The organism is Vibrio bivalvicida (genome assembly GCF_001399455.2).
Lineage (GTDB): Bacteria > Pseudomonadota > Gammaproteobacteria > Enterobacterales > Vibrionaceae > Vibrio > Vibrio bivalvicida.
In genome coordinates this window covers 94275-115354 of record NZ_LLEI02000075.1, presented here as the reverse complement: position 1 = coordinate 115354, position 21080 = coordinate 94275, and the positions used below count along the sequence as shown (strand labels likewise).

The window sequence follows — 21080 nt, the reverse complement described above, 5'->3', positions numbered from 1 at the left end:
GATTAGCATAAGTGCATATCGTATCAGAAAATATCTAGGCTAAAAGGTTACGCATTGCTCACTGTTAAGTTGTGAGGCTGATAGAAATGCAGGTAACGAAGTGCAACGTAACTGACCACTAGAGTCGCTACTACGAGCTCTAAGACGGCAAGGTAGTGCACTTGAGTGACGTATTTTACTGCAACACCGATGGTCTCCATCCATGTGGCAAGTTTAAACAACGCTGTTGAACCAATCACCATTGGGAAGGTAAATGCAGCGTAACCTGGGCTGAATGGCAGTCTGAGTAATTTAAAGAAAGCCAAGTAGATAATTGCTGTCATCAAAATCGCAATGCCAAATAATAGACCTATGATCACAGGTGAAGGATCGGCCGTTACCGTTAAATACCCGGCTAACGACAGGCTGGCTGGTGCTGCCATGATCGCCATGGTTGGTTTTGCTGCGTCTGGAATCTCATGAGTAAACATAAAACGATAGATCATCATTGGCAGCATCACTGCATAAGCGACCATTCCGAACATTAGCGCGCCGTCTGCAATATGGCTCAAAACAGGGTTACCTGAGAAAGAAACATCAGCCACTATGATGCCTACAGGTGGTACAAACCAACTCGGTACCATATGGTGCAATTCAAACTCTTGCGCTCTGTGGTAGATAAAGCTGACTAGAAACACAATGTGAAGACCAACCGCAAACAGCCAAAGTAAGTCTCCAACTAAAGGGTAAAAGTGCCCTAAAGAATTCGAAACTACCATAGTGCCCATCGCAAACGTTGGTACAACACTACCCACGACAGGGTGAGCTAGGTCTTCACGCAATAGATGATTATGAACGAGAAATTTTACCGCTAGAACAGCCAGTAATACACTTGCGATTGCCGCACCACTCCACTGAGCGTAACCATGGAATGGAGCAGCATTTTCCCAACACCATCCTAAACTGGCAATACCAAGCGCTAAGCCTGCCATAGGAGTAGGTGCACCCATCACTTTTGCTTTTGCTGCTTTAATCATCTTTATTTACCTAGTTTGCTTACCATGGAGCTAGTTTACGCTTGCCAAGTGTTCGATAATATCTAATTATTTAGAACATATGTTCAGACAATCTAAACGAAGCTATGGCCGCGAATATATCTCTAAAACAGCTCAGAGTGTTTATCTCAATTACACAACATGACACGTTAACGGCAGCGTCAGAAGCCTTGTTTCTGTCCAAGGCGGCAGTCAGCATGGCGCTGTCAGAGCTAGAAAAACAAATCGGTCATTCATTGTTCGATAGAGTCAATAATCGACTTATCCTCAATCAAGAAGGGCAGAAACTACTGCCTTTAGCGGACGAACTCATTGAGCGGGCGCAAGATATCGAGCAGTTATTTGATAATGACCAAACATTAACTGGTGAACTAAGAATTGGGGCTAGTGACACCATAGGTAATCAAGTTGCACCCTACTTAATTAGTGATTTTCGCCGCCATACTAATCACCACTCGCAAAGCTTGTTTATCTCCAACTCTGCTTTGATTTGTCAGAAGTTAGTCGACTATGAGCTTGATCTTGCACTTATTGAAGGTAAAACACTGCACCCCGAGCTTATATCCACCCAATTCAGCCAAGACGAGATGTGCGTGATCTGCTGCCCTCATTCGCCATTGGCAAATAGACAAAGGTTTAGTGTTGGTGATTTGGAAGAGAGTGAGTGGATTTTACGCGAGCCAGGTTCAGGTTCGAGAGAGTTTTTCCTTCGCGCTATTGCTCCGCGTATTGAACAGTGGCATGAGTCATTCCAGCTCAACACAACAGAAGCTTTGATTAACAGTGTCTCTGCTGGGCTTGGATTAGGTTGCTTATCAAAACTCGCGGCTCAGCCGGCGTTAACCGATGGTAGAGTTGTAGAACTTAAACTCTCTTTGGATATGAAAAGGCGCTACTGGTTGCTTGTACATAAGGAAAAGTATCAGAGCCCATTGCTCAAATCCTTTATCGAATATTGCCATCAATGGGATTAAAAAAAGGGCAACTCCAATAACCAGAGTTGCCCTAAGAATCCTAATGAGCGGGATCAGACAGTGGATTCATTTGCAGGTTCAAGTGCAATATTGTGTTCAACTGCTTGTTTCTTCTGTTGGCCACGTTTTGCCAGTACGTAGTAGAACAGCGGAGTGAGCAGGAGTCCAAACACAGTGACACCAATCATGCCGGAAAAGACTGCAATGCCCATCGCTTGTCTCATTTCGGCACCTGCGCCAGTTGAGAACACCATAGGAACCACGCCCATAATAAAGGCGATAGATGTCATCAGAATCGGGCGCAAACGTAGGCGAGATGCCTCTAAGATTGCGTCCATGACTGTACGACCTCTGTCCTGCAATTCCTTGGCAAACTCAACAATTAAAATTGCGTTCTTGGTCGCCAAACCAACTAATACAATCAAACCTATTTGGGTAAAGATATTGTTGTCACTTCCCCACAAGATCACACCGCTGATCGCTGACAACAGCGTCATTGGAATAATCAGAATAATCGCCATAGGTAAACGCACACTCTCGTACTGTGCTGCCAGTACTAAGAACACCAGTAAAATCACCAATGGATAGATTAAGGTTGCTGTATTACCGGCAAGTTTTTGCTGATAAGTGAGCTCCGTCCATTCGTAGGTCATACCGATTGGCAACGTCTCTGCAAGAATCTTTTCAATCGCTGCCTGCGCTTCACCAGAGCTAACCCCCGGCATTGGGCTACCGTTGATTTCTGCGGTTTTGTAGGCGTTGTAATGCATGACGCGATCAGGTCCTGCAACGTTATCAACATTGACAAATGAGCCAAGTGGGATCATTTCTCCATCGGCATTTCTTACCTTAAGTTGGCGAATCTGCTCAGGGTTTTGACGAAACGCTTCATCAGCCTGAACATTCACCTGATAAGTACGGCCAAATCGGTTGATGTCGTTGACGTAAGTTGAGCCCATGTAAGATTGCAGTGTCGCAAAGACATCATCTAACGAGACATTTTGTTTCAGCGCTTTAGTGCGATCTACGTCTAGCTCTAATTGTGGCACATTGACCTGATAGCTTGAGAATACGCCTGTCAACGCAGGATCAGCCCAAGCCTTCATGATCACTTGTTGAGTGACCTGATACAAAGCCTCATAGCCGTGATTACCCCTATCTTGGATTTGTAACCTAAAGCCACCAATCGTGCCCAGACCTTGAACTGGTGGCGGCGGGAAGATGGCAATAAAGGCATCGGGAATCGCAGCAAACTTCTGGTTAAGTTGCATCGCGATCGCGCCCGCACTCAAACTAGGATCTTGTCGGTCTTCAAAATCAGACAATGGCGTGAAGACAATGCCGCTGTTCGGGCTATTGGTAAATCCATTGATACTTAATCCTGGGAAAGCCACCGAGTGTTCAACACCAGGTTGGGCAAGTGCAATCTCAGACATTTCACGAATCACAGCATCGGTACGCTCAAGAGACGCCGCATCAGGTAACTGAGCAAAAGCGACTAAGTACTGCTTATCTTGCCCTGGCACATAACCTGTTGGCGTTTGATCAAACTGATAAGCCGTTAGGCCAAGTAATCCAACATAGATAACACCAATCAAGGCACCGAGACGGATGGTTTTCTTCACCACGTAACCGTAGGCACTAGCACCTTTATTAAACAGCTTATTAAACGGAGCAAAAATCAGACGTCCAAACAGTGAATCCATCACACGCGTCAGCCAATCTTTAGGCTGATCATGACCTTTTAGTAACAGTGCCGATAAAGCCGGACTCAAAGTCAAAGAGTTAATCGCAGATATAAAGGTCGAGATGGTAATCGTCAGCGCAAACTGCTTATAGAACTGTCCGGTTAAGCCAGACATAAAGGCGGTTGGGATAAATACCGCAGCAAGCACTAAAGTCGTAGCGACGATAGGCCCTGTCACTTCACGCATCGCTTTTTCCGTTGCAGGAATCGGTGCCAAGCCTTCCGCTATGTTTCGTTCAACATTCTCCACCACCACTATGGCATCATCGACAACAATACCTATCGCCAGCACCAAACCAAACAGCGATAGCGCATTGAGTGAAAAGCCCATCAAGTGCATGAAAGCAAACGTACCGACCAAAGAAACCGGAACGGCCACCAGCGGGATGATTGACGCGCGCCACGTTTGTAGGAATAGCACCACAACCAAAACGACCAACAATACTGCCTCAAGTAGCGTTTGGACAACCGCTTCAATTGAGCCACGAACAAAGACTGTCGGGTCATAAACGATGTCGTATGCCACACCTTGTGGGAAGCTCTGTTCAAGCTCGGCCATCTTGCTGCGCACATCTTCAGAGATTTGAATCGCATTCGAACCTGAAGCTTGGAAAACACCAATCGCTACTGCATCTTGGTTATCCAATAGTGAACGTAGTGAATAGGTTTCAGCACCTAACTCAATGCGAGCTACATCTTTCAAGCGGTTGATTTGACCGTTTTCACCGACTTTGATGATGATGTTTTCAAACTCTTCAACATCGGTGAGACGACCTTTCACATTGATCAACAATTGGAAATCAGAATTACCGCTTGGCTGCGCGCCTAGACTGCCTGCCGCTGCTTGTTGGTTTTGCTCACGAACGGCTGCAATGATTTCAGTAGGGTTCAAGCCAAGTGCAGCGACCTTATTAGGATCAAGCCAGATACGCATGCTGTACTCACCGCCACCAAATACACGCACTGCGCCAACACCTTCAATACGGGTAATTTCATCACGTACGTTAAGCGCCGCATAGTTTGCCAAGTAGAGCAAATCGTAGCGTTCATCTGGAGAGTAAAGGTGAACCACCATGGTCAAGTCAGGAGACGACTTCTCGGTAACAACACCTAAACGCTGAACCTCTTCTGGCAACCTTGGTAATGCGCGGTCAACGCGACTTTGCACTAAGCTTTGTGCTTTGTCAGCGTCAGTGCCAATTTCAAAGGTTACCGTTAAGGTCATCATCCCATCGGAGGTGGCTTGCGAAGACATGTACAACATATCTTCGACACCGTTAATTTCCTCTTCAAGAGGAGATGCAACCGTGTCGGCTATGACTTTAGGGTTTGCGCCTGGGTATGTTGCCGTAACAACGACCGTAGGAGGTACAACTTCAGGATACTCAGTAATAGGCAACTGCCACACTGATAACGCACCTGCGATAAAAATGAGTATCGATAAGACCGAAGCAAAGATCGGTCTACGAATAAAATACTGAGAAAACATCCCGTTATCCTTTCTCGTTTAATGCCGCTGTGGTAAGAGATTGGCGCTGTTGGTCAATCAGATCTTGTTGGTCACGCAGCATTGATAACGTTAATTCATTCGCCATTGAGACTTCACTCGGTGTAACCGGCATGTTGGCACGTACACGTTGCAGGCCATTCACCACCACTTTATCGCCTGGCAATAACCCGTCTGCCACAATACGCAAGCCATTGAGTTTTTCACCCAGAGAAACCGCGCGATATTGCACGATATTGTTGTCATCAAGAACCAACACATATTTGTTGTTGAGGTCAGTACCCACCGCACGATTGTCTATCAACATACCTTCGTAGCTGCTTGAGCCCGTAATGCGCAATTTAGCAAACATACCTGGCCATAAAGACTGATCTTTGTTGTCAAATACCGCGCGAACTCGAATCGTTCCTGTAGCTTGATTGATTGCATTATCAACGAAGTCGATGTGCCCTACTCGTGGGTAAGCTGCATCATTGGCCAAGCCAAGCTGCACCAACTGTTTCGCGTAACCTTCACCCGCTTTAAGCTTGTTCAATTTCTGGTATTTCAGAAACGTCACTTCATCGACATCAAAGTAAGCGTACATATGAGCAGTCGATACTAGCGTGGTGAGCTGAGTATTACCCGCAGACACATAGTTACCTTTAGTGATATCAGCTCTCGAAACCTTGCCAGTAATCGGCGCCGTGACTTGAGTAAAGGCAAGATCTAACTTGGCTTGAGACAATGAAGCTTTAATCGCCGCGACACTTGCTGCGCTGCGCTGCTTAGCGGTAAAACGAGCATCCACCGTTTCTTGTGAAATAGCGTTATTTTTGTTGAGCTTTAGAGCTCGCTGGTGATCTTTGATTGATTGGTTGTAACTTGCTTTGGCACTGCTTAGCTCCGCCTCTAGTCGCGCCACTTCTGCCACAAATGCTCGATCATCAATTGAGAATAGAACATCGCCTTCTTCAACCATAATGCCTTCTTCAAAATGCACTTGCTCAACGTAGCCCGACACTCGCGGTATCACCGATACTGTCTGAGGTGACTCTAAACGACCTGTATATTCATCAAGCTCAGTGATGGTTTCAACTAGAACCTCTGCCACTTCAACACCAGGAGCTGGTGGTGCGGACTGAGTCACTTCTGCATGTGAATCCTGACATCCCGACAACACCAAAGGTGCTGCAATTGAGATAAGTAGAAGGGGGGTTTTAAGGTGTTTACCTACCATCTCGCTATCCTTACATTATTTTTGTACCGATCGGTATAATAATCCTAAGCTTTGATATTGATCAAGTTAAATTTACCAAATGAATGCATTTTCGATATGGACAACGCACGCCCTGCGATTTACCATTTGAGTGTCATATATGAGAAGTTATTGAATGAAATTATGGTCCGTTTAACCTGTGGTCGCCCAAAAAGCTTTGATAAAGAAGTCGCTCTTGAGAAAGCCTTGGATGTCTTTTGGACACAAGGTTACGACGGTGCGTCGCTCAAAGATCTCACCAAAGCAATGGGCATCAACAAGCCAAGTATGTACGCAACTTTTGGCAATAAAGAGCAACTCTATTTTCAAGCTGTAGAAATGTATAAACATCGTGAAGGAGCGCCTTTCTTCACTGCATTAGAACAGCCTCAAATTCGCGATGTCATTGAGACAATTTTTTCTCGCACTGCTGAAGCAAAATGCAGCAACGAGAAGAACAAAGGGTGCTTGATGATCCAAAGTTCTCTGGCTTGCAGTGATGATTCTCATGTGGTTAAAACATCTGCTCTAAAGATGCGCGCAGAGTTTATTCAGCTCATCCAACATCGTTTTGAAAGAGCCGAGAATGATGGTCAGCTCGTGCAAGGTGCCGATATTCAAGTAATGACGCATTATGCAGTTACCATGCTCGATGGACTGCAGATTCACTCGATAGATAATCCTCCACCAGAAATGCTAGAAAGCGTTGCCAAGATAGCGACTGAGCATCTTTTCCAGTCCTGCACTCCATTGTCTTCTTCATAGTGAACAGCGCGTTACCAAGTTTTTACCGTTCTCAACCTCATGATAGCCTGTGCTACCTAGACTTTGCCACCAATAAGCTGTATAAACAGACAGTGAATATTTTTGATAATTTGAGTTAGAGGACCAACCATGGCTGTAATCGTCAAGTACGTGGTAGAACGCAACGGAGAAGAGAAAATGACTTTTACCTCTAAAGCGGAAGCTGACGCATATGACAAAATGCTTGATATGGCTGATGAGCTTTATGAGCTACTAGGTAAAAGTGAACTGCTAGAAGACGAAGGCAAGAAAGAAGACTTGGCTATGTTCCTAGCACAAAACAAAGAAGAAGTGCTCTACGCACTGGGTGCAAAACGCAAACCTGCACCTAAGAAGCCTAAAAAGGTTGAAGCAGTCGCAGACGCTGAACAAGCACAAGACGACGCCGCTTAACCTAGCTCCTGCTCAAGATCTTAAACCTCAGCTCATGCTGAGGTTTTTTGTTTCAATCCAACACATCTACTTCCGCCGTTTTGAGGAAATCAAATCCTCAACCTTTACCCTAATATCTTCCGCGCCTACTGTTAAAATAGCGCCAACTTTATCTTCAGAGAGCTTTACCAATGAAGTACCACGTTGAAGTTTGCATCGATAATCTTGAATCACTGCATAATGCGATTAGCGGCGGCGCAACACGCATTGAGCTATGCTCCTCTTTAGCGCTTGGTGGATTAACACCCAGCTTTGGCATGATGAAAAAAGCGGCGCAAATCTCCCCTATCCCTATCTTCGCCATGATTCGTCCAAGGCAAGGAGACTTCTTGTACGACCAAGATGATATTGAGGCCATGTTACTCGACATCGAAGCGGCAGCAGAGGCTGGATTAGAAGGCGTAGTGCTGGGAGTGCTGAGTGCCGATGGACATATCGATATGCCACTAGCCGAACAGCTTACTCAGCGCGCGAAGTTGTACAACTTAGGCGTCACTTTTCATCGAGCCATCGATCAAAGCAGTGACTGGCGACAAGCCCTCGAACAAGTTATCTCACTCGGTTGCGAACGCATTCTAACCTCAGGTTTGGCTGCCAATGTTGAGCAAGGCGCACCTGTATTAAAACAGATGGTTGAGCTGGCTGATGGTAGAATCTCAATCATGGCAGGTGCTGGACTAACAGCCGACAATGTTCAAAACATCGTTCAGCAAACTGGCGTCAGGGAAGTTCATCTCTCGGGCAAGAGTACCCGCTCAAGTGTCATGACTAGCATCCGAGATGCGGCCAAAATGGGTAATCAAAATGTCGATGATTTCACCATTCCAGTCACAGACAGGACAGCGATTAAAAAGGTCGTAGAAACTCTCAGTTCTCAGCGATAAAACTCTCATCAAACGCTTACTAGTGCTAACCTTTTGATAACAAAGGAGTGCATTATGGGCAAGAACAAGCTTGATAAGAAAATCTACGAGAACGAACTTCGACGCCTGCAAATTGAACTGGTTAAGCTACAGGAGTGGGTTAAGCAAGAAGGGTTAAAAGTTGTTGTTATCTTTGAAGGTCGGGACGCTGCAGGTAAGGGTGGCGTCATTAAACGCATCACTGAGAAGCTTAACCCTAGGGTTTGTCGAGTTGCCGCCCTACCCGCTCCAACGGAAAAAGAAAAGACCCAATGGTACTTCCAGCGCTACGTTGCTCATCTTCCCGCTGCTGGTGAGATCGTACTGTTTGACCGTAGCTGGTATAACCGAGCTGGGGTTGAAAAGGTCATGGGTTTTTGCAACGAAGAACAATATGATGAATTTCTACGTTCTTGCCCCGAGTTCGAGCGTATGTTGCAGCGTTCTGGCACCATTTTGCTCAAATACTGGTTTTCGGTTTCCGATGAAGAACAGGAAAAGCGCTTCTTAGAACGTATCAAAACCCCCATTAAGCGCTGGAAATTCAGCCCAATGGATTTAGAATCGCGCAACCGCTGGGCTGAATACTCTGAAGCCAAAGATAAAATGTTCGCTTATACAGACACCAAACAATGTCCTTGGTGGGTGGTACCTTCTGATGATAAGAAACGCGCGCGTTTAAACTGTATTAGCCACCTACTCGAACAGATAGAATACCAAGACCTCACCTACCCAGAAATTCATCTACCTAATCTCAACAAAGAAGGCTATATTCGAGCTCCACTTGAAGAACAAACGTTTGTTCCACAAAAATACTAACTACGATAGAGAGTATTAACGCAGCGCGTCATCAATACTTTGTTCGCCCAAGTGGCGAACATCTTTGCCTTTGACAAAATAGATGATGTATTCGCAGATGTTCTGACAACGATCCCCGACTCGCTCTATCGCACGAGCAGACCACATGACCTGAAGGATATTGGGAATATTTTTTGGATCTTCCATCATATAGGTCATCAACTGACGAATCACTGCTTCGTATTCAGCATCAATCTTATCGTCAAGCTTATACACTTCGGCTGCCGCATCAACATCCATACGCGCAAAAGCATCAAGTACTTGGTGCAGCATAGCAATCGCTTGGCGACATAGTGGCTCAAGAGAAACATGAAACTGGCGCTCTTGCGATGAAGGGCTCTCAATCGCGACGTATGCAATCTTGGTTGCAACATCGCCAATACGTTCTAAATCGGTAATGGTTTTAATGATCGCCATAATCAGTCGTAAATCTTTTGCCGTTGGCTGACGCTTGGCAATGATACGAGTACAGGCTTCATCGATCGAAACTTCCATCGCGTTAACTTTATGATCATCGCGCACCACTTTTCTCGCCAGCTCGATGTCTTCTTTGTGCAGCGCCTGCATCGCAAACGATAACTGCTGTTCGACCAAACCACCCATAGTCAATACGTGGGTTCGGATCGACTCTAGCTCGACATTAAACTGACCTGATATGTGGCGTCCAAAATTCATAGTTAACGTTAATCTCCCAATGGATAAGTAAAAATTCTAATACGACGAATTAGCCGTATCGACCCGTAATATAATCTTCAGTCTGCTTTTTCAATGGCGACGTGAAAATGGAATCCGTATCTGAGTACTCGATCAACTTGCCCATATGGATAAAGGCAGTGTGGTCGCTCACTCGCGCCGCCTGCTGCATGTTATGGGTAACGATAACTACAGTATATTTGGTTTTCAGGTCGTTGATCAGCTCTTCAATGGTTAAAGTGGAAATAGGATCAAGTGCGGAGGTTGGCTCATCGAGTAGCAATACCTCAGGTTCAATCGCAATTGCACGCGCGATAACCAAACGCTGCTGTTGACCACCTGACAATCCAAATGCATTTTCATGTAAGCGATCTTTGACTTCATCCCATAGCGCCGAAGCACGCAAAGAGCGCTCGACTGCATCATCAAGAGCGCGGCTATTTTTGATCCCTTGCAGACGCAAGCCATACACCACATTTTCGTAGATAGACTTGGGAAACGGATTCGGCCGCTGGAACACCATACCCACTCGGCGGCGAAGCGTAGCGACATCGACTTTCGGGTGGTAAACGTTTTTTCCGTGTAGTTTGACCTTGCCTTCGACACGACAACCATCAACAAGATCGTTCATGCGGTTGATACAGCGAAGCAGTGTCGATTTTCCACAACCAGAAGGACCGATAAAAGCGGTGACCTGCCCTTTTGGAATTCTCATCGAAACATCGTGCAACGCTTGGCTGCTTTGGTAGTACAAGTTTAACCCTTCGATAGCAATCGCCGTTTGCTCATCGCTCAGATTATTCACATCCAAGGGGGCTTGATAGCCGAGTGTTTGATTGACTGAAAACATGGTTAATCTTGTCCTAAAGTTCGGTACTTCTCACGCAAGTTATTGCGAATGCTGATTGCGGTTAAGTTCAAGCCTACAATCACTGTCACGAGTAAAAATGACGTGGCGTAAACCAAAGGTCTTGCTGTTTCAATGTTAGTGGTTTGGAAGCCAACATCATAGATATGGAAACCTAAATGCATGAACTTACGCTCTAAATGTAAGAACGGAAATTGGCTATCGACAGGCAAGCTCGACGCCAATTTCACCGCACCGACTAACATCAACGGAGCCACCTCACCCGCTGCGCGAGCGACCGCAAGAATCAAACCAGTAATAATCGCCGGGCTCGCCATTGGCAATACAATTCGCCACATGGTTTCAAACTGAGTCGCGCCTAACGCCAAAGAACCGTGACGAACTGAACTCGGAATTCGAGTTAAACCTTCTTCGGTAGCGACTATCACCACAGGAAGCGTTAGTACTGCAAGCGTTAATGCTGACCATAACAGTCCGGGAGTACCAAAGGTCGGGGTTGGCAGTTTCTCGGCATAGAATAGTGAGTCGATTGAGCCGCCTAGCGTGTAAACAAAGAACCCTAATCCAAATACACCATATACAATTGAAGGTACACCTGCGAGATTAATCACTGCCACTCGAATTAAGCGGGTGAACGCATTGTTCTTAGCGTACTCGTGAAGATAGATAGCCGCAATCACACCCAGTGGCATCACTATGACCGACATGATCAGCACCAGTAGCACTGTACCGAACATCGCAGGGAACACACCGCCCTCAGAGTTAGACTCGCGAGGATCATCAGATAAAAACTTCCACGCCTGCTTACCCCACCTGGCAATTTTCTCTGCTAGATTCATTTGGTTCGGGTACCACAAATCAAGAATATCATTCAATGGAATCGTGACTCGTTGGCCTGTCATATCTTCAACAATTAAGCCTTGATTGGCTAATTGGCTGCGCAGACTATCGAGCTGAAATTCGGTTGCGTCAAGTAGCTGGGTGTATTTGGTATTTTGGCTTTGATACAGAGAAAGAAACTCATCATCTAGCGTGCCATTCAGACTGCGCTTTCTCTTTTCTAAGCGTAACCTTTCTGCCTGAGCATTGATAACTCGAACATCTCGTTCAATGAGGTTTTCAATTTCATCACGCAGAGTTTCAGCAAACGCAATTCCCGCAGTATAGTCTTGGGCGATATTGCGACTTACTCGCCCATCTGCGTGTAAATAGCCCACTGGTTGACCATAGAAGTCACCACTACGCGCTCGCTCGATCACCGCCCAGTTTTCTGGTTTTGTCGGTTCATCTAAGTCAATTTCAAATAACGATATAAAGTCTGATGAATAAAGGTCGCGATTAGCAATTTTAATGCTGACTCTTTTTACTAAGCCTTTTTCAACGACATCTGCAGGTAAATCAACGTCCATTTCTCGTAAATGGCTAATTGGCACATACTCTTGTGAGTATACTTGGCCGACTAAAACGTCACCTTGCTTTGTCTGCCATTGATAGAGTGGCGCAGGCCAAAAATAGGAAAGTCCTTTCCAACCGATAAGCAGCAACAGCCCTAACACAGACAACAGACTAATGCTAACTGCACCACCTGTTAACCATATCCAAGGAGAGCCTGATTTTAACCACTTAAACACGTAGAAGGTTTCCTAATAATTCGATTTACAGCGAGCGATACTTGTCACGTAGACGTTCGCGCACCCATTCAGCTAAAGAGTTGACCGCAAAGGTAAAGACTAACAGCAATAAAGCCGCTAGGAATAAGATCCGATAGTGAGAGCTCCCCACCGCAGACTCTGGCATCTCAACCGCAATCGTTGCAGACAAGGTACGCATTCCTTCTAGGATATTCCAATCCATAATGGGGGTATTTCCTGTAGCCATAAGCACAATCATGGTTTCGCCAACGGCGCGCCCTAGACCCATCATAATTGCCGAAAAGATTCCTGGACTTGCCGTCAATAGAACAACATGAATCAGCGTTTGCCATGGCGTGGCCCCCAAGGCAAGTGAACCATCTGACAAATGCTTGGGTACCGAGAAAATAGCATCTTCTGCAATAGTAAAGATCGTAGGGATAACCGCAAATCCCATCGCAAAGCCAACCACTAGCGCATTGCGTTGATCAAAGTCGATGCCATGCTCAGCAAGGAAGACTCTGACATCACCATTAAAGAATATCGTTTCAATGTTGCCACTCTGCGACAAAATGACTGCACAGATTACAACCACAATTGGCATCAAAATCGCGGCATGCCAACCATTAGAAAACTGCCCTGACCACTGTTTGGATACGTTATGCCACAAGAATCCTACAAGTATGGTCGATAAAGGTAAGAACAACATCAACGCCACAACTGCCGCTAGATGGCTTTCAACTATCGGGGCAAACCATAATCCAGCGAGGAAACCTATGATAACCGTAGGTAGCGCTTCCATCAGTTCAATAGAAGGTTTGACTACTCTGCGCATTTTTGGCGCCATAAAATAGGCGGTATAAATAGCCCCTAAAACCGCGATAGGAATAGCGAACAGCATTGCGAACGCGGCCGCTTTCAATGTACCGAATGCAATTGGTACCAAGCTGAATTTGGCCTCAAACTCATCACTAGCTGAAGTCGTCTGCCACACAAACTCCGGTTCTGGATAACCTTCATACCAGACTTTCTGCCAAAGAGAGGAAAGAGAAACTTCTGGGAACGGGTTATCAATCACTGCGAGATTTAATGCATTGTTATCGATAGCCAATAAATACGATTCGTTATTCGACATCGCCGCTAGCAAAGGGGCTTTGGTGTAGGCACGCTCAAACATCACCAACTTTTCACTGGTGGTGTAATGGCTTTGAACTGTACCATTAATATAAAAGCTGTAGAAACCTTTACGGTAGGTATCTGGCAATAGGAACTGAAGCTCCGACGCAAGCTTAAACTGACGGATATGTGTTAAGTATCGTTCTCCGTCCATCAGCACATCAAACCATTGAGAAACAAGACCGTCTTGGTGGGTAACCAACAGCGAATAGGCGCCAGGAAGCAGATCAATATCGGTCACGGCATGTTCAGGCCGGTCTTGGCTAAGATCCACTAGCTCTCGAACTTGAAACTTATCCCCCTGCTTTAGCGCAACAATAAGCTCAGATCCCGAACGTAGGTAGAGGGTATTTCCATCAGGCGTGAGAATTAACTGTTCTAAATCTGGCAATGGCTCAGAAAACGTGTATTGGTGTATCTTTCCTTCAGCTTGCCAACGTACTTGCACCGAGTGGTCATCATACCACCCGACCAAGGTTAAATTATCTTGGGTTGAAAAAGCGAATTTATTCAGCGTTTTTCCATCACGATGAAGATCTAGTTGTATTGTCAATTCACTGATACTCGGCGAAAACTTACGCGCACCTTGCTCAATTTCCAAACTGAGATTTGGCTTAACGATGTTCACCTCGCCCGTTCGTGTAGCAAAGCCATATAACCCATATACGGCTAACGACTGCGCAAACAAATCATTAGGGTGACTAACTTTCTGCGATAACACGGGCTTGCTAGTTGGATTCTTTAGCGACCAAAAGTCGATATTACCTTGGGCAGAAATAACAAAAGCGCCTTCTCCTGTATCATCTATACCCAAAGCCACAGGCTGCGAACTTGAAATCGGAATCGAGCGTACGTTTGGAGTAATTTTAGCATCACTAAACAGTGGCAATACCATCATGGCAAGATAAACAAAAATCAAAACCAGAGCGGCTAAAACTCCCACACCACCAGCGGATACAGCAAGACGCACTAATCGATCTTTAATTAGTCGCTTTTGATCACGCTCTCGCAATGAGAAGTCTGCTTTGCCCATCTGTTGCTCTTACCTATTTTCGTCCGAGGGTATAATATTTCTATTAGGTGACAATTATATTACAGATCGCAATAAACAACTGAAAACAATGCAATAAAAAAATGCAATAAAACTGTCATACTAACACCTTAAGTTGCTATCCATCTGAGTGTTTTCTCAATATTTGACTTTCTCAGTCTGATTAAAGGGTAAGAGCATGAGCGCAGAAAAACTGTATATTGAAAAGGAATTAAGCTGGCTTTCTTTCAATGAACGTGTCTTACAAGAAGCCGCTGACAAACATGTCCCTTTAATCGAACGCATTCGATTTCTTGGCATATTTTCCAATAACTTAGATGAGTTTTATAAAGTTCGCTTTGCCGATGTGAAACGCCGAATTCTAATTAACCAAGAGCGAGGCGGTAACGACAATTCTAAGCACTTGCTGACTAAGATGCAGACCAAAGCACTCAAACTCAACGAGCGCTTTGACGAACTTTATGCAGAGTTGATCCGTGATATGGCTAGGCGTCGAATCTTTTTAGTCAACGAAACACAGCTCAGTGAAACTCAGCAAAAGTGGGTAAGAAAATATTTCCGCAAAGAAGTACTGCCTCACATTACCCCTTTGATGATGCGCGATGACATCGATGTTCTGCAATTTCTCAAAGACGAATACGCTTATATCGCGGTTGAACTAAAAACCGAGCAACGCAATCAGTACGCTTTGATAGAGATCCCAACTGATCACCTGCCTCGCTTTGTCATGGTGCCTGAGCAGAAAGGCAAACGCCGTAAAACCATCATATTGCTCGACAACATCATACGCCATTGCTTGGATGAGCTATTTAGCGGCTTCTTTAACTATGACACGCTTTACGGCTACGCAATGAAAATGACTCGGGATGCTGAGTATGATTTAAGCCATGAGGTTGAGCATAGTTTGTTAGAACAGATGTCCGAAGGTGTGAGCCAGCGTTTAACCGCGATGCCAGTTCGATTTGTCTACGAAAGAGATATGCCGCAAGAGATGCTCGATTTCTTGTGCGATAAACTCCAAGTCTCTAATTACGACAGTTTGATTCCGGGCGGGCGTTACCATAACTTCAAAGACTTTATCGGCTTTCCTAACGTTGGGCGCGAATATCTAGAGAACAAACCGCTACCACCAATGCAATGTGCAGACTTTGACGGCCACGCCAACAAGTTCGATGCCATCAAAGCTCAGGATATTTTACTTTACTACCCGTACCATACTTTTGAGCATATCAGTGAATGGGTTCGTCAGGCCTCATTCGATCCTAAGGTACTGAGCATTAAAATTAATATCTACCGTGTGGCTAAAGATTCACGCTTAATGAATTCACTGATTGATGCCGTTCATAATGGCAAAGCCGTTACTGTCGTTGTCGAGCTTCAAGCACGCTTTGATGAAGAAGCGAATATTGAGTGGTCGAAAGTGCTTACAGAAGCGGGGGTTGAGGTCATCTTTGGTGTCCCCGGTCTTAAAATTCACTCCAAACTGCTGCTAATTAGCCGCCGTGAAGGCGAAGAGATCGTTCGCTATGCCCACATCGGGACTGGAAATTTCCATGAAAAAACTGCCCGTATCTATACCGACTTCTCGTTGCTAACAGCCGACCCTGAACTCACCAGCGAAGTGCATAACGTATTTGGCTATATTGAAAACCCATATCGCCCGGTTAGATTCGAGCATCTGATTGTTTCACCACGCAACTCACGTAAGCAAATGTATCGTTTAATCGACAATGAAATCGCTAACGCTAAAGCAGGCAAGAAAGCAGCCTTAATCTTAAAAGTGAATAACTTGGTTGATAAAGGGCTGGTCAATAAACTCTATGGCGCTAGTGCCTCTGGCGTTGAAATTAGAATGATCATCCGCGGTATGTGTTCTTTGGTACCAGGAATCGAAGGAATCAGCGAAAACATTCAGATCATCAGTATCGTTGACCGCTTTCTGGAACACCCAAGAGTTGTGATTGCGCACAATGATGGTGACCCGCAGGTTTACATCTCATCGGCTGACTGGATGACCCGAAACATCGACCATCGCATTGAAGTCGCAGCTCCTGTTCGTGACGAACGTCTTAAACAACGCATTATTGACATCATTAACATCCATTTTACCGATACAGTTAAGGCAAGGTGGATCGATAAAGAAATGAGCAATAGCTATGTGCCGCGTGGAAACCGTAAGAAAGTCCGCTCGCAAATTGCCATTTACGACTATCTTAAAAATATAGAAAAACAAACAAAGAATCAGAAACGTAAAGAACAGTTGCATACCAACCTGGATAAGTGACTGGTCAACGACTTACTTAGGTTGGTATCAAATGACTCAAACTCCGGACATTCGTGATGTTGCCGCTATCGATTTAGGTTCCAACAGCTTCCATATGGTGGTTGCGCGAGTCGTTGAACAAGATTTACAACTTGTCAGCCGCCACAAGCAAAGGGTTCGCCTTGCAGCAGGGCTTGATGGACAAAAAAATTTAGACAACGCCTCAATAGAGCGCGGGCTGGAATGTTTGACGATGTTTGCTGAACGCCTACAAGGATTTAAAGAGCAAAATGTTCGTATCGCCGCGACCCATACCCTGCGCCAGGCTAACAACTCACATATCTTTTTGCAGCGCGCACGTGAAGTGCTCCCTTTTCCAATAGAAATTATTCCCGGCATTGAAGAAGCGCGCCTGATCTATCTGGGTGTCGCCCATACTCAACCTGAATCTGATTCTAAGCTTGTGGTCGATATTGGTGGTGGTAGTACCGAGATAGTCATTGGTCGCGGCTTTAACCCTGAACTAATCAACAGCAAACAGATGGGTTGTGTTAGCTACACTAAGCGCTACTTTGCCAATGACAAGCTGTCGAAAAAAAACTTCACTAAAGCCGTTCTGGCCGCAGAGCAAAAAATGGAGTCTTTAGCCTATCGTTACAAAAAGAAAGGTTGGGATATCGCATTTGGTTCTTCAGGGACTATCAAGGCAATTAGTGAAGTTCTTATTGGTTTAGGCTTTGAAGATGGCCTGATCACCGCTAAACGTCTTGATAAGTTAATCAGCGTATTGTGCGAATGGGAGACTATTGGTGATATTGAACTGAGTGGACTTGCACCTGAACGAAAACCCGTATTTGCCGCAGGCGTCGCCATCTTATCGGCTATTATAAACAGCCTAAAAGTCTCGGAGATGCACTTTTCTGAAGGCGCACTACGCGAAGGATTGCTGTTTGAAATGGAAGACAGCTTCAAGCGCTCTGACATTCGCATGCGAACGACAGAAAACCTAGCCAGCAAACATCTAGTTGATTTAGACCATGCAGCAAAAATCAAAACTCAAGCGACTGATTTCTTACAACAAGTACATAAAGATTTGGGGATAAAGAAAAGTTCGGAGCTGTTCGATTTACTAGAGTGGAGTGCCCTGTTACATGAAGTAGGGCTGAGTATCAGCTTGCAAGCTTTCCATCGCCATTCGGCTTATATTCTGCGCAATACCTATATGCCGGGGTTTAACCGCGAACAACAACGAGTGTTAGCAATGTTGGTCCGATTTCAACGAAAAGCACTCAAACTGCATGAGATGGAAGAGTTTACCCTATTCAAAAAGAAGCACATTGTTAGCTTGATACGCATCTTACGTTTAGCCATCTTGCTCAACGGGCAGCGAAATGATGATCCACTTCCAACACTGACCCTTTCTATCGATGGCGATAAGTGGACACTCACTTCACAAGATGAGAGCTGGTTAGAGTCAAACAAATTGCTTGATGCGGACTTAAGCAGTGAACAGGAGTATTGGCTCGCTGCTGGCTGGGAGTTGAGTTTCTAGAAGTAAACACAAGCGCATAACTCCAACTGTCAAAGGTTGCGTGAAAGTGGACTTTCTTTATTCAGGTTCAGCAATGCCCACTTTGGCTAACTCTCGACGTGCAATATCGGCAGAAATTGGAATGTAGCCATCTTTAGTCACCAAGGCTTGCCCTTGCTTAGAATAGATAAAACGAATGAATTCACGCTCTATTGGACTAAGGGGTTTAATAGGGTTCTTATTCAGATAAACATAGAGGTATCGAGATAGTGGGTACTTACCTGATAAGATATTTTCCTTACTTGCTTCTACGTAGTCATGACCTGATTTAGCAATCGGCAGTAGCTTTACTCCAGACACTTGATAACCTACACCCGAATACCCAATAGTGTTGATTGCTGAGCTGACAGATTGAACAACCGACGCCGAGCCCGGTTGCTCGTTAACGTTGTTTTTAAAATCCCCACCGCATAGGGCATTTTTCTTAAAGTAGCCGTAAGTGCCAGACACCGAGTTGCGACCAAATAGCTGCATGCCTCGCTTCGCCCATTGATAGTCTAACCCCAAATCAGCCCAAGAATTAATATGAGAGTTAGAGCCACAACGAAGGGTCGCAGAAAAAATACTATCAAGCTGAGCGAAGTTAAGCCCTTTGATTGGGTTATCTCGATGGACAAAGATCCCTATCGCATCAATTGCTATTCTCAGCTCGGTTGGTTTGTACCCATGCTCTCTTTCAAAGGCTTCAATTTCACGATTTCGCATCGGTCGACTCATTGGGCCAAACTGTGCAGTGCGTTCTGTCAAAGCTGGAGGGGCGGTCGAAGAGCCAGATGCCTGCACCTGGCCATTCACACTAGGGTAAAGTTGCTTAAACTCTTCAACCCATAAAGTTGTCATCCCCGCTAAGGTATCAGAACCAACCGTGGTTAAGCTCCCCGTGATGCCTGACTTTTTGCTGTAGCTTGGCAGTTCCTCAGCCACCTGCCCATCAACGGCCAGTGCAGAAACAGAGAAGCAGAAGCTAAGGATTGCAAATGCGACATTTTGTTTCATCAGCTCACCACCAGTCTTGGTGGCAAAATGAATGAGAATTTGCTGCCGACGCTAACTTCACTGTGAATGTCTAGATGGGAGTCATGGTGGCTTAGCGCATGCTTAACAATCGCCAAACCCAAGCCACTGCCACCGGTGTCACGTGAACGAGCTTTATCAACCCGATAGAATCGCTCTGTCAACCGATGTAGATGCTGGGGTTCGATACCATCACCGCTATCTTCCACTTCTAAATGCGCCCCTTGAGCCGACTGATACCAGCGTACGCGAATATCTGCACCCGCAGGCGTGTATTTCACCGCATTGTAAACCAAATTAGAAATGGCACTGCGTAGCTGATCATCATCACCGAGTACACGTAAACTATTATCAACATCAAATGACAGTTTGTGCTCAAGATCCCCACTCAAACTGATGGCCTCTTTCTCCAGCACTTCTAACATGGCAGGTACATTAACGACATCTTCTAGCTCATGCATTGGCGCGGCTTCAATCTTAGATAAAGTTAAGAGCTGATTGACCAGGCTATTCATTCGATTAAGCTGCTCGGTCATCACGCCATGGGCTTTGGTCCACATTGGGCCCACCACCATGTCAGGGTCTTCGGTCATCTCTAGATAACCTTGTAGCACTGTCATCGGCGTTCTTAGCTCGTGAGAAACATTGGCAAAGAAGTTACGGCGCATCCCTTCGAGTTGCTTGAGCTGAGATACATCACGTACCACCATCAAGTGCTCACCTTCGGTGTAGGGCACAATACGTAGCTCTAGCATGCGTTCAACATTAAGTGGTGAACGCATCTCGAGGGGTTCTGAAAAGTCTTGTTTATTAAGGTACTTAATAAAGTCAGGGGTACGAATCAGATTCGAAATAGGCTGACCTGAATCATCTGGCCATTTGAAACCAAGCAGGTGCTGTGCAAGCTTGTTGCACCAAACAATATTACCTTCACCCCGAAATACCACAACGGCATCGGGTAGCGATTCGGCACCATTACGGAAACGGCGAATTAAGTTGGTCAACTCTTTGCGTTTTTTACGCTGGCGCTGCTGCAAGCGGTAAATACCGTTAAACAGAGACTCCCAGTTGCCGCTACCCGAAGGTGGAGTAAGACGCTTTTCATCCCATAGCCATGCAGATAGGCGCATCTGGTTATGTAAATGCCATACAAGCTGCAAAACCGTGGCAGCTAAAAGCAACCACGGCATATGTCCGAAGATCCAACCTACAATCACCCAAGGGGTGTAAAAAAAAGCCAGCTCCCAGGCTAGCTTTTTCCAAGTTAACCGTTCTACCACTTACCTCTCCAAATGGTA

At 45.5% G+C, this 21080-nt stretch carries 16 protein-coding genes; 7 read left to right on the top strand and 9 right to left on the bottom strand.

What is annotated here, in order from left to right:
• Positions 1-47 precede the first annotated feature (47 nt).
• Complete coding sequence (locus APB76_RS19650; protein ID WP_054962370.1) at positions 48-1016, bottom strand: TDT family transporter; 969 nt, start codon at positions 1014-1016, stop codon at positions 48-50.
• Positions 1017-1120: 104 nt separating this feature from the next.
• Between APB76_RS19650 and APB76_RS19645 the strand changes: the two genes are divergently transcribed.
• A complete protein-coding gene (locus tag APB76_RS19645) occupies positions 1121-2008 on the top strand; it encodes a LysR substrate-binding domain-containing protein (protein ID WP_054962371.1) in 888 nt (295 codons plus the stop codon).
• A 53-nt stretch (positions 2009-2061) separates the two neighbouring features.
• On the opposite strand, the gene APB76_RS19640 is transcribed toward APB76_RS19645, so the two are convergent.
• Entirely contained in the window at positions 2062-5244 is a 3183-nt protein-coding gene (locus APB76_RS19640; protein ID WP_054962372.1) for an efflux RND transporter permease subunit, read from the bottom strand.
• A gap of 4 nt (positions 5245-5248) precedes the next feature.
• Positions 5249-6481 (bottom strand): efflux RND transporter periplasmic adaptor subunit, encoded by a 1233-nt coding sequence (locus APB76_RS19635; RefSeq protein WP_054962373.1) that lies wholly within the window; start codon positions 6479-6481, stop codon positions 5249-5251.
• Between the two features lie 96 nt (positions 6482-6577).
• On the opposite strand from APB76_RS19635, the gene APB76_RS19630 reads away from it, so the two are divergent.
• The 4 genes from APB76_RS19630 to ppk2 all read left to right on the top strand — a co-directional run bounded on the left by APB76_RS19630 (position 6578) and on the right by ppk2 (position 9456).
• Positions 6578-7264: a TetR/AcrR family transcriptional regulator gene (locus APB76_RS19630; RefSeq protein ID WP_237767929.1), complete on the top strand. Its 687-nt coding sequence runs from the start codon at positions 6578-6580 to the stop codon at positions 7262-7264.
• Between the two features lie 129 nt (positions 7265-7393).
• Positions 7394-7696 carry a YebG family protein gene (locus APB76_RS19625; protein WP_054962374.1) on the top strand — a complete coding sequence of 101 codons (303 nt, stop codon included), beginning with the start codon at positions 7394-7396 and terminating at the stop codon, positions 7694-7696.
• A 170-nt stretch (positions 7697-7866) separates the two neighbouring features.
• A complete protein-coding gene (locus APB76_RS19620) occupies positions 7867-8619 on the top strand; it encodes a copper homeostasis protein CutC (protein WP_054962375.1) in 753 nt (250 codons plus the stop codon).
• Between the two features lie 54 nt (positions 8620-8673).
• Complete coding sequence (gene ppk2 / locus APB76_RS19615; protein ID WP_054962376.1) at positions 8674-9456, top strand: polyphosphate kinase 2; 783 nt, start codon at positions 8674-8676, stop codon at positions 9454-9456.
• A gap of 15 nt (positions 9457-9471) precedes the next feature.
• Here the strand turns inward: ppk2 and phoU are convergent, their stop codons facing one another.
• The 4 genes from phoU to APB76_RS19595 are packed head-to-tail and all read right to left on the bottom strand — an operon-like array spanning position 9472 to position 14896.
• Complete coding sequence (phoU, locus tag APB76_RS19610) at positions 9472-10170, bottom strand: phosphate signaling complex protein PhoU (protein ID WP_049846504.1); 699 nt, start codon at positions 10168-10170, stop codon at positions 9472-9474.
• A 49-nt stretch (positions 10171-10219) separates the two neighbouring features.
• Positions 10220-11038, bottom strand: coding sequence for a phosphate ABC transporter ATP-binding protein PstB (pstB, locus tag APB76_RS19605; RefSeq protein WP_049846503.1), 819 nt, complete (start codon positions 11036-11038; stop codon positions 10220-10222).
• Positions 11039-11040: 2 nt separating this feature from the next.
• Positions 11041-12687, bottom strand: a complete 1647-nt coding sequence (gene pstA / locus APB76_RS19600) for a phosphate ABC transporter permease PstA (RefSeq protein ID WP_054962377.1) — start codon at positions 12685-12687, stop codon at positions 11041-11043.
• Between the two features lie 25 nt (positions 12688-12712).
• Positions 12713-14896 (bottom strand): ABC transporter permease subunit, encoded by a 2184-nt coding sequence (locus APB76_RS19595; protein WP_054962378.1) that lies wholly within the window; start codon positions 14894-14896, stop codon positions 12713-12715.
• 196 nt (positions 14897-15092) lie between these two features.
• On the opposite strand from APB76_RS19595, the gene ppk1 reads away from it, so the two are divergent.
• Together ppk1 and ppx are read left to right on the top strand one after the other, a co-directional pair.
• Positions 15093-17198 (top strand): polyphosphate kinase 1, encoded by a 2106-nt coding sequence (gene ppk1 / locus APB76_RS19590; RefSeq protein ID WP_054962379.1) that lies wholly within the window; start codon positions 15093-15095, stop codon positions 17196-17198.
• A 31-nt stretch (positions 17199-17229) separates the two neighbouring features.
• Entirely contained in the window at positions 17230-18729 is a 1500-nt protein-coding gene (gene ppx, locus APB76_RS19585) for an exopolyphosphatase (RefSeq protein WP_054962380.1), read from the top strand.
• Between the two features lie 57 nt (positions 18730-18786).
• Here the strand turns inward: ppx and APB76_RS19580 are convergent, their stop codons facing one another.
• The gene (locus APB76_RS19580) at positions 18787-19764 is read right to left on the bottom strand and encodes a PstS family phosphate ABC transporter substrate-binding protein (RefSeq protein WP_054962381.1); all 978 of its coding nucleotides are present in this window, start codon (positions 19762-19764) and stop codon (positions 18787-18789) included.
• Positions 19764-21062: a phosphate regulon sensor histidine kinase PhoR gene (gene phoR / locus APB76_RS19575; protein WP_054962382.1), complete on the bottom strand. Its 1299-nt coding sequence runs from the start codon at positions 21060-21062 to the stop codon at positions 19764-19766. Before phoR ends, APB76_RS19580 begins: the two co-directional genes overlap by 1 nt.
• Positions 21063-21080: the final 18 nt, after the last annotated feature.

Coding starts and splice junctions, on each gene's coding strand:
- ppx (WP_054962380.1), top strand. CDS start 17,230: ATGACTCAAACTCCGGACATTCGTGATGTTGCCGCTATCGATTTAGGT.
- APB76_RS19640 (WP_054962372.1), bottom strand. CDS start 5,244: ATGTTTTCTCAGTATTTTATTCGTAGACCGATCTTTGCTTCGGTCTTA.
- APB76_RS19625 (WP_054962374.1), top strand. CDS start 7,394: ATGGCTGTAATCGTCAAGTACGTGGTAGAACGCAACGGAGAAGAGAAA.
- ppk2 (WP_054962376.1), top strand. CDS start 8,674: ATGGGCAAGAACAAGCTTGATAAGAAAATCTACGAGAACGAACTTCGA.
- APB76_RS19645 (WP_054962371.1), top strand. CDS start 1,121: ATGGCCGCGAATATATCTCTAAAACAGCTCAGAGTGTTTATCTCAATT.
- APB76_RS19580 (WP_054962381.1), bottom strand. CDS start 19,764: ATGAAACAAAATGTCGCATTTGCAATCCTTAGCTTCTGCTTCTCTGTT.
- APB76_RS19620 (WP_054962375.1), top strand. CDS start 7,867: ATGAAGTACCACGTTGAAGTTTGCATCGATAATCTTGAATCACTGCAT.
- APB76_RS19650 (WP_054962370.1), bottom strand. CDS start 1,016: ATGATTAAAGCAGCAAAAGCAAAAGTGATGGGTGCACCTACTCCTATG.
- pstB (WP_049846503.1), bottom strand. CDS start 11,038: ATGTTTTCAGTCAATCAAACACTCGGCTATCAAGCCCCCTTGGATGTG.
- APB76_RS19635 (WP_054962373.1), bottom strand. CDS start 6,481: ATGGTAGGTAAACACCTTAAAACCCCCCTTCTACTTATCTCAATTGCA.
- APB76_RS19595 (WP_054962378.1), bottom strand. CDS start 14,896: ATGGGCAAAGCAGACTTCTCATTGCGAGAGCGTGATCAAAAGCGACTA.
- ppk1 (WP_054962379.1), top strand. CDS start 15,093: ATGAGCGCAGAAAAACTGTATATTGAAAAGGAATTAAGCTGGCTTTCT.
- APB76_RS19630 (WP_237767929.1), top strand. CDS start 6,578: ATGGACAACGCACGCCCTGCGATTTACCATTTGAGTGTCATATATGAG.
- phoU (WP_049846504.1), bottom strand. CDS start 10,170: ATGAATTTTGGACGCCACATATCAGGTCAGTTTAATGTCGAGCTAGAG.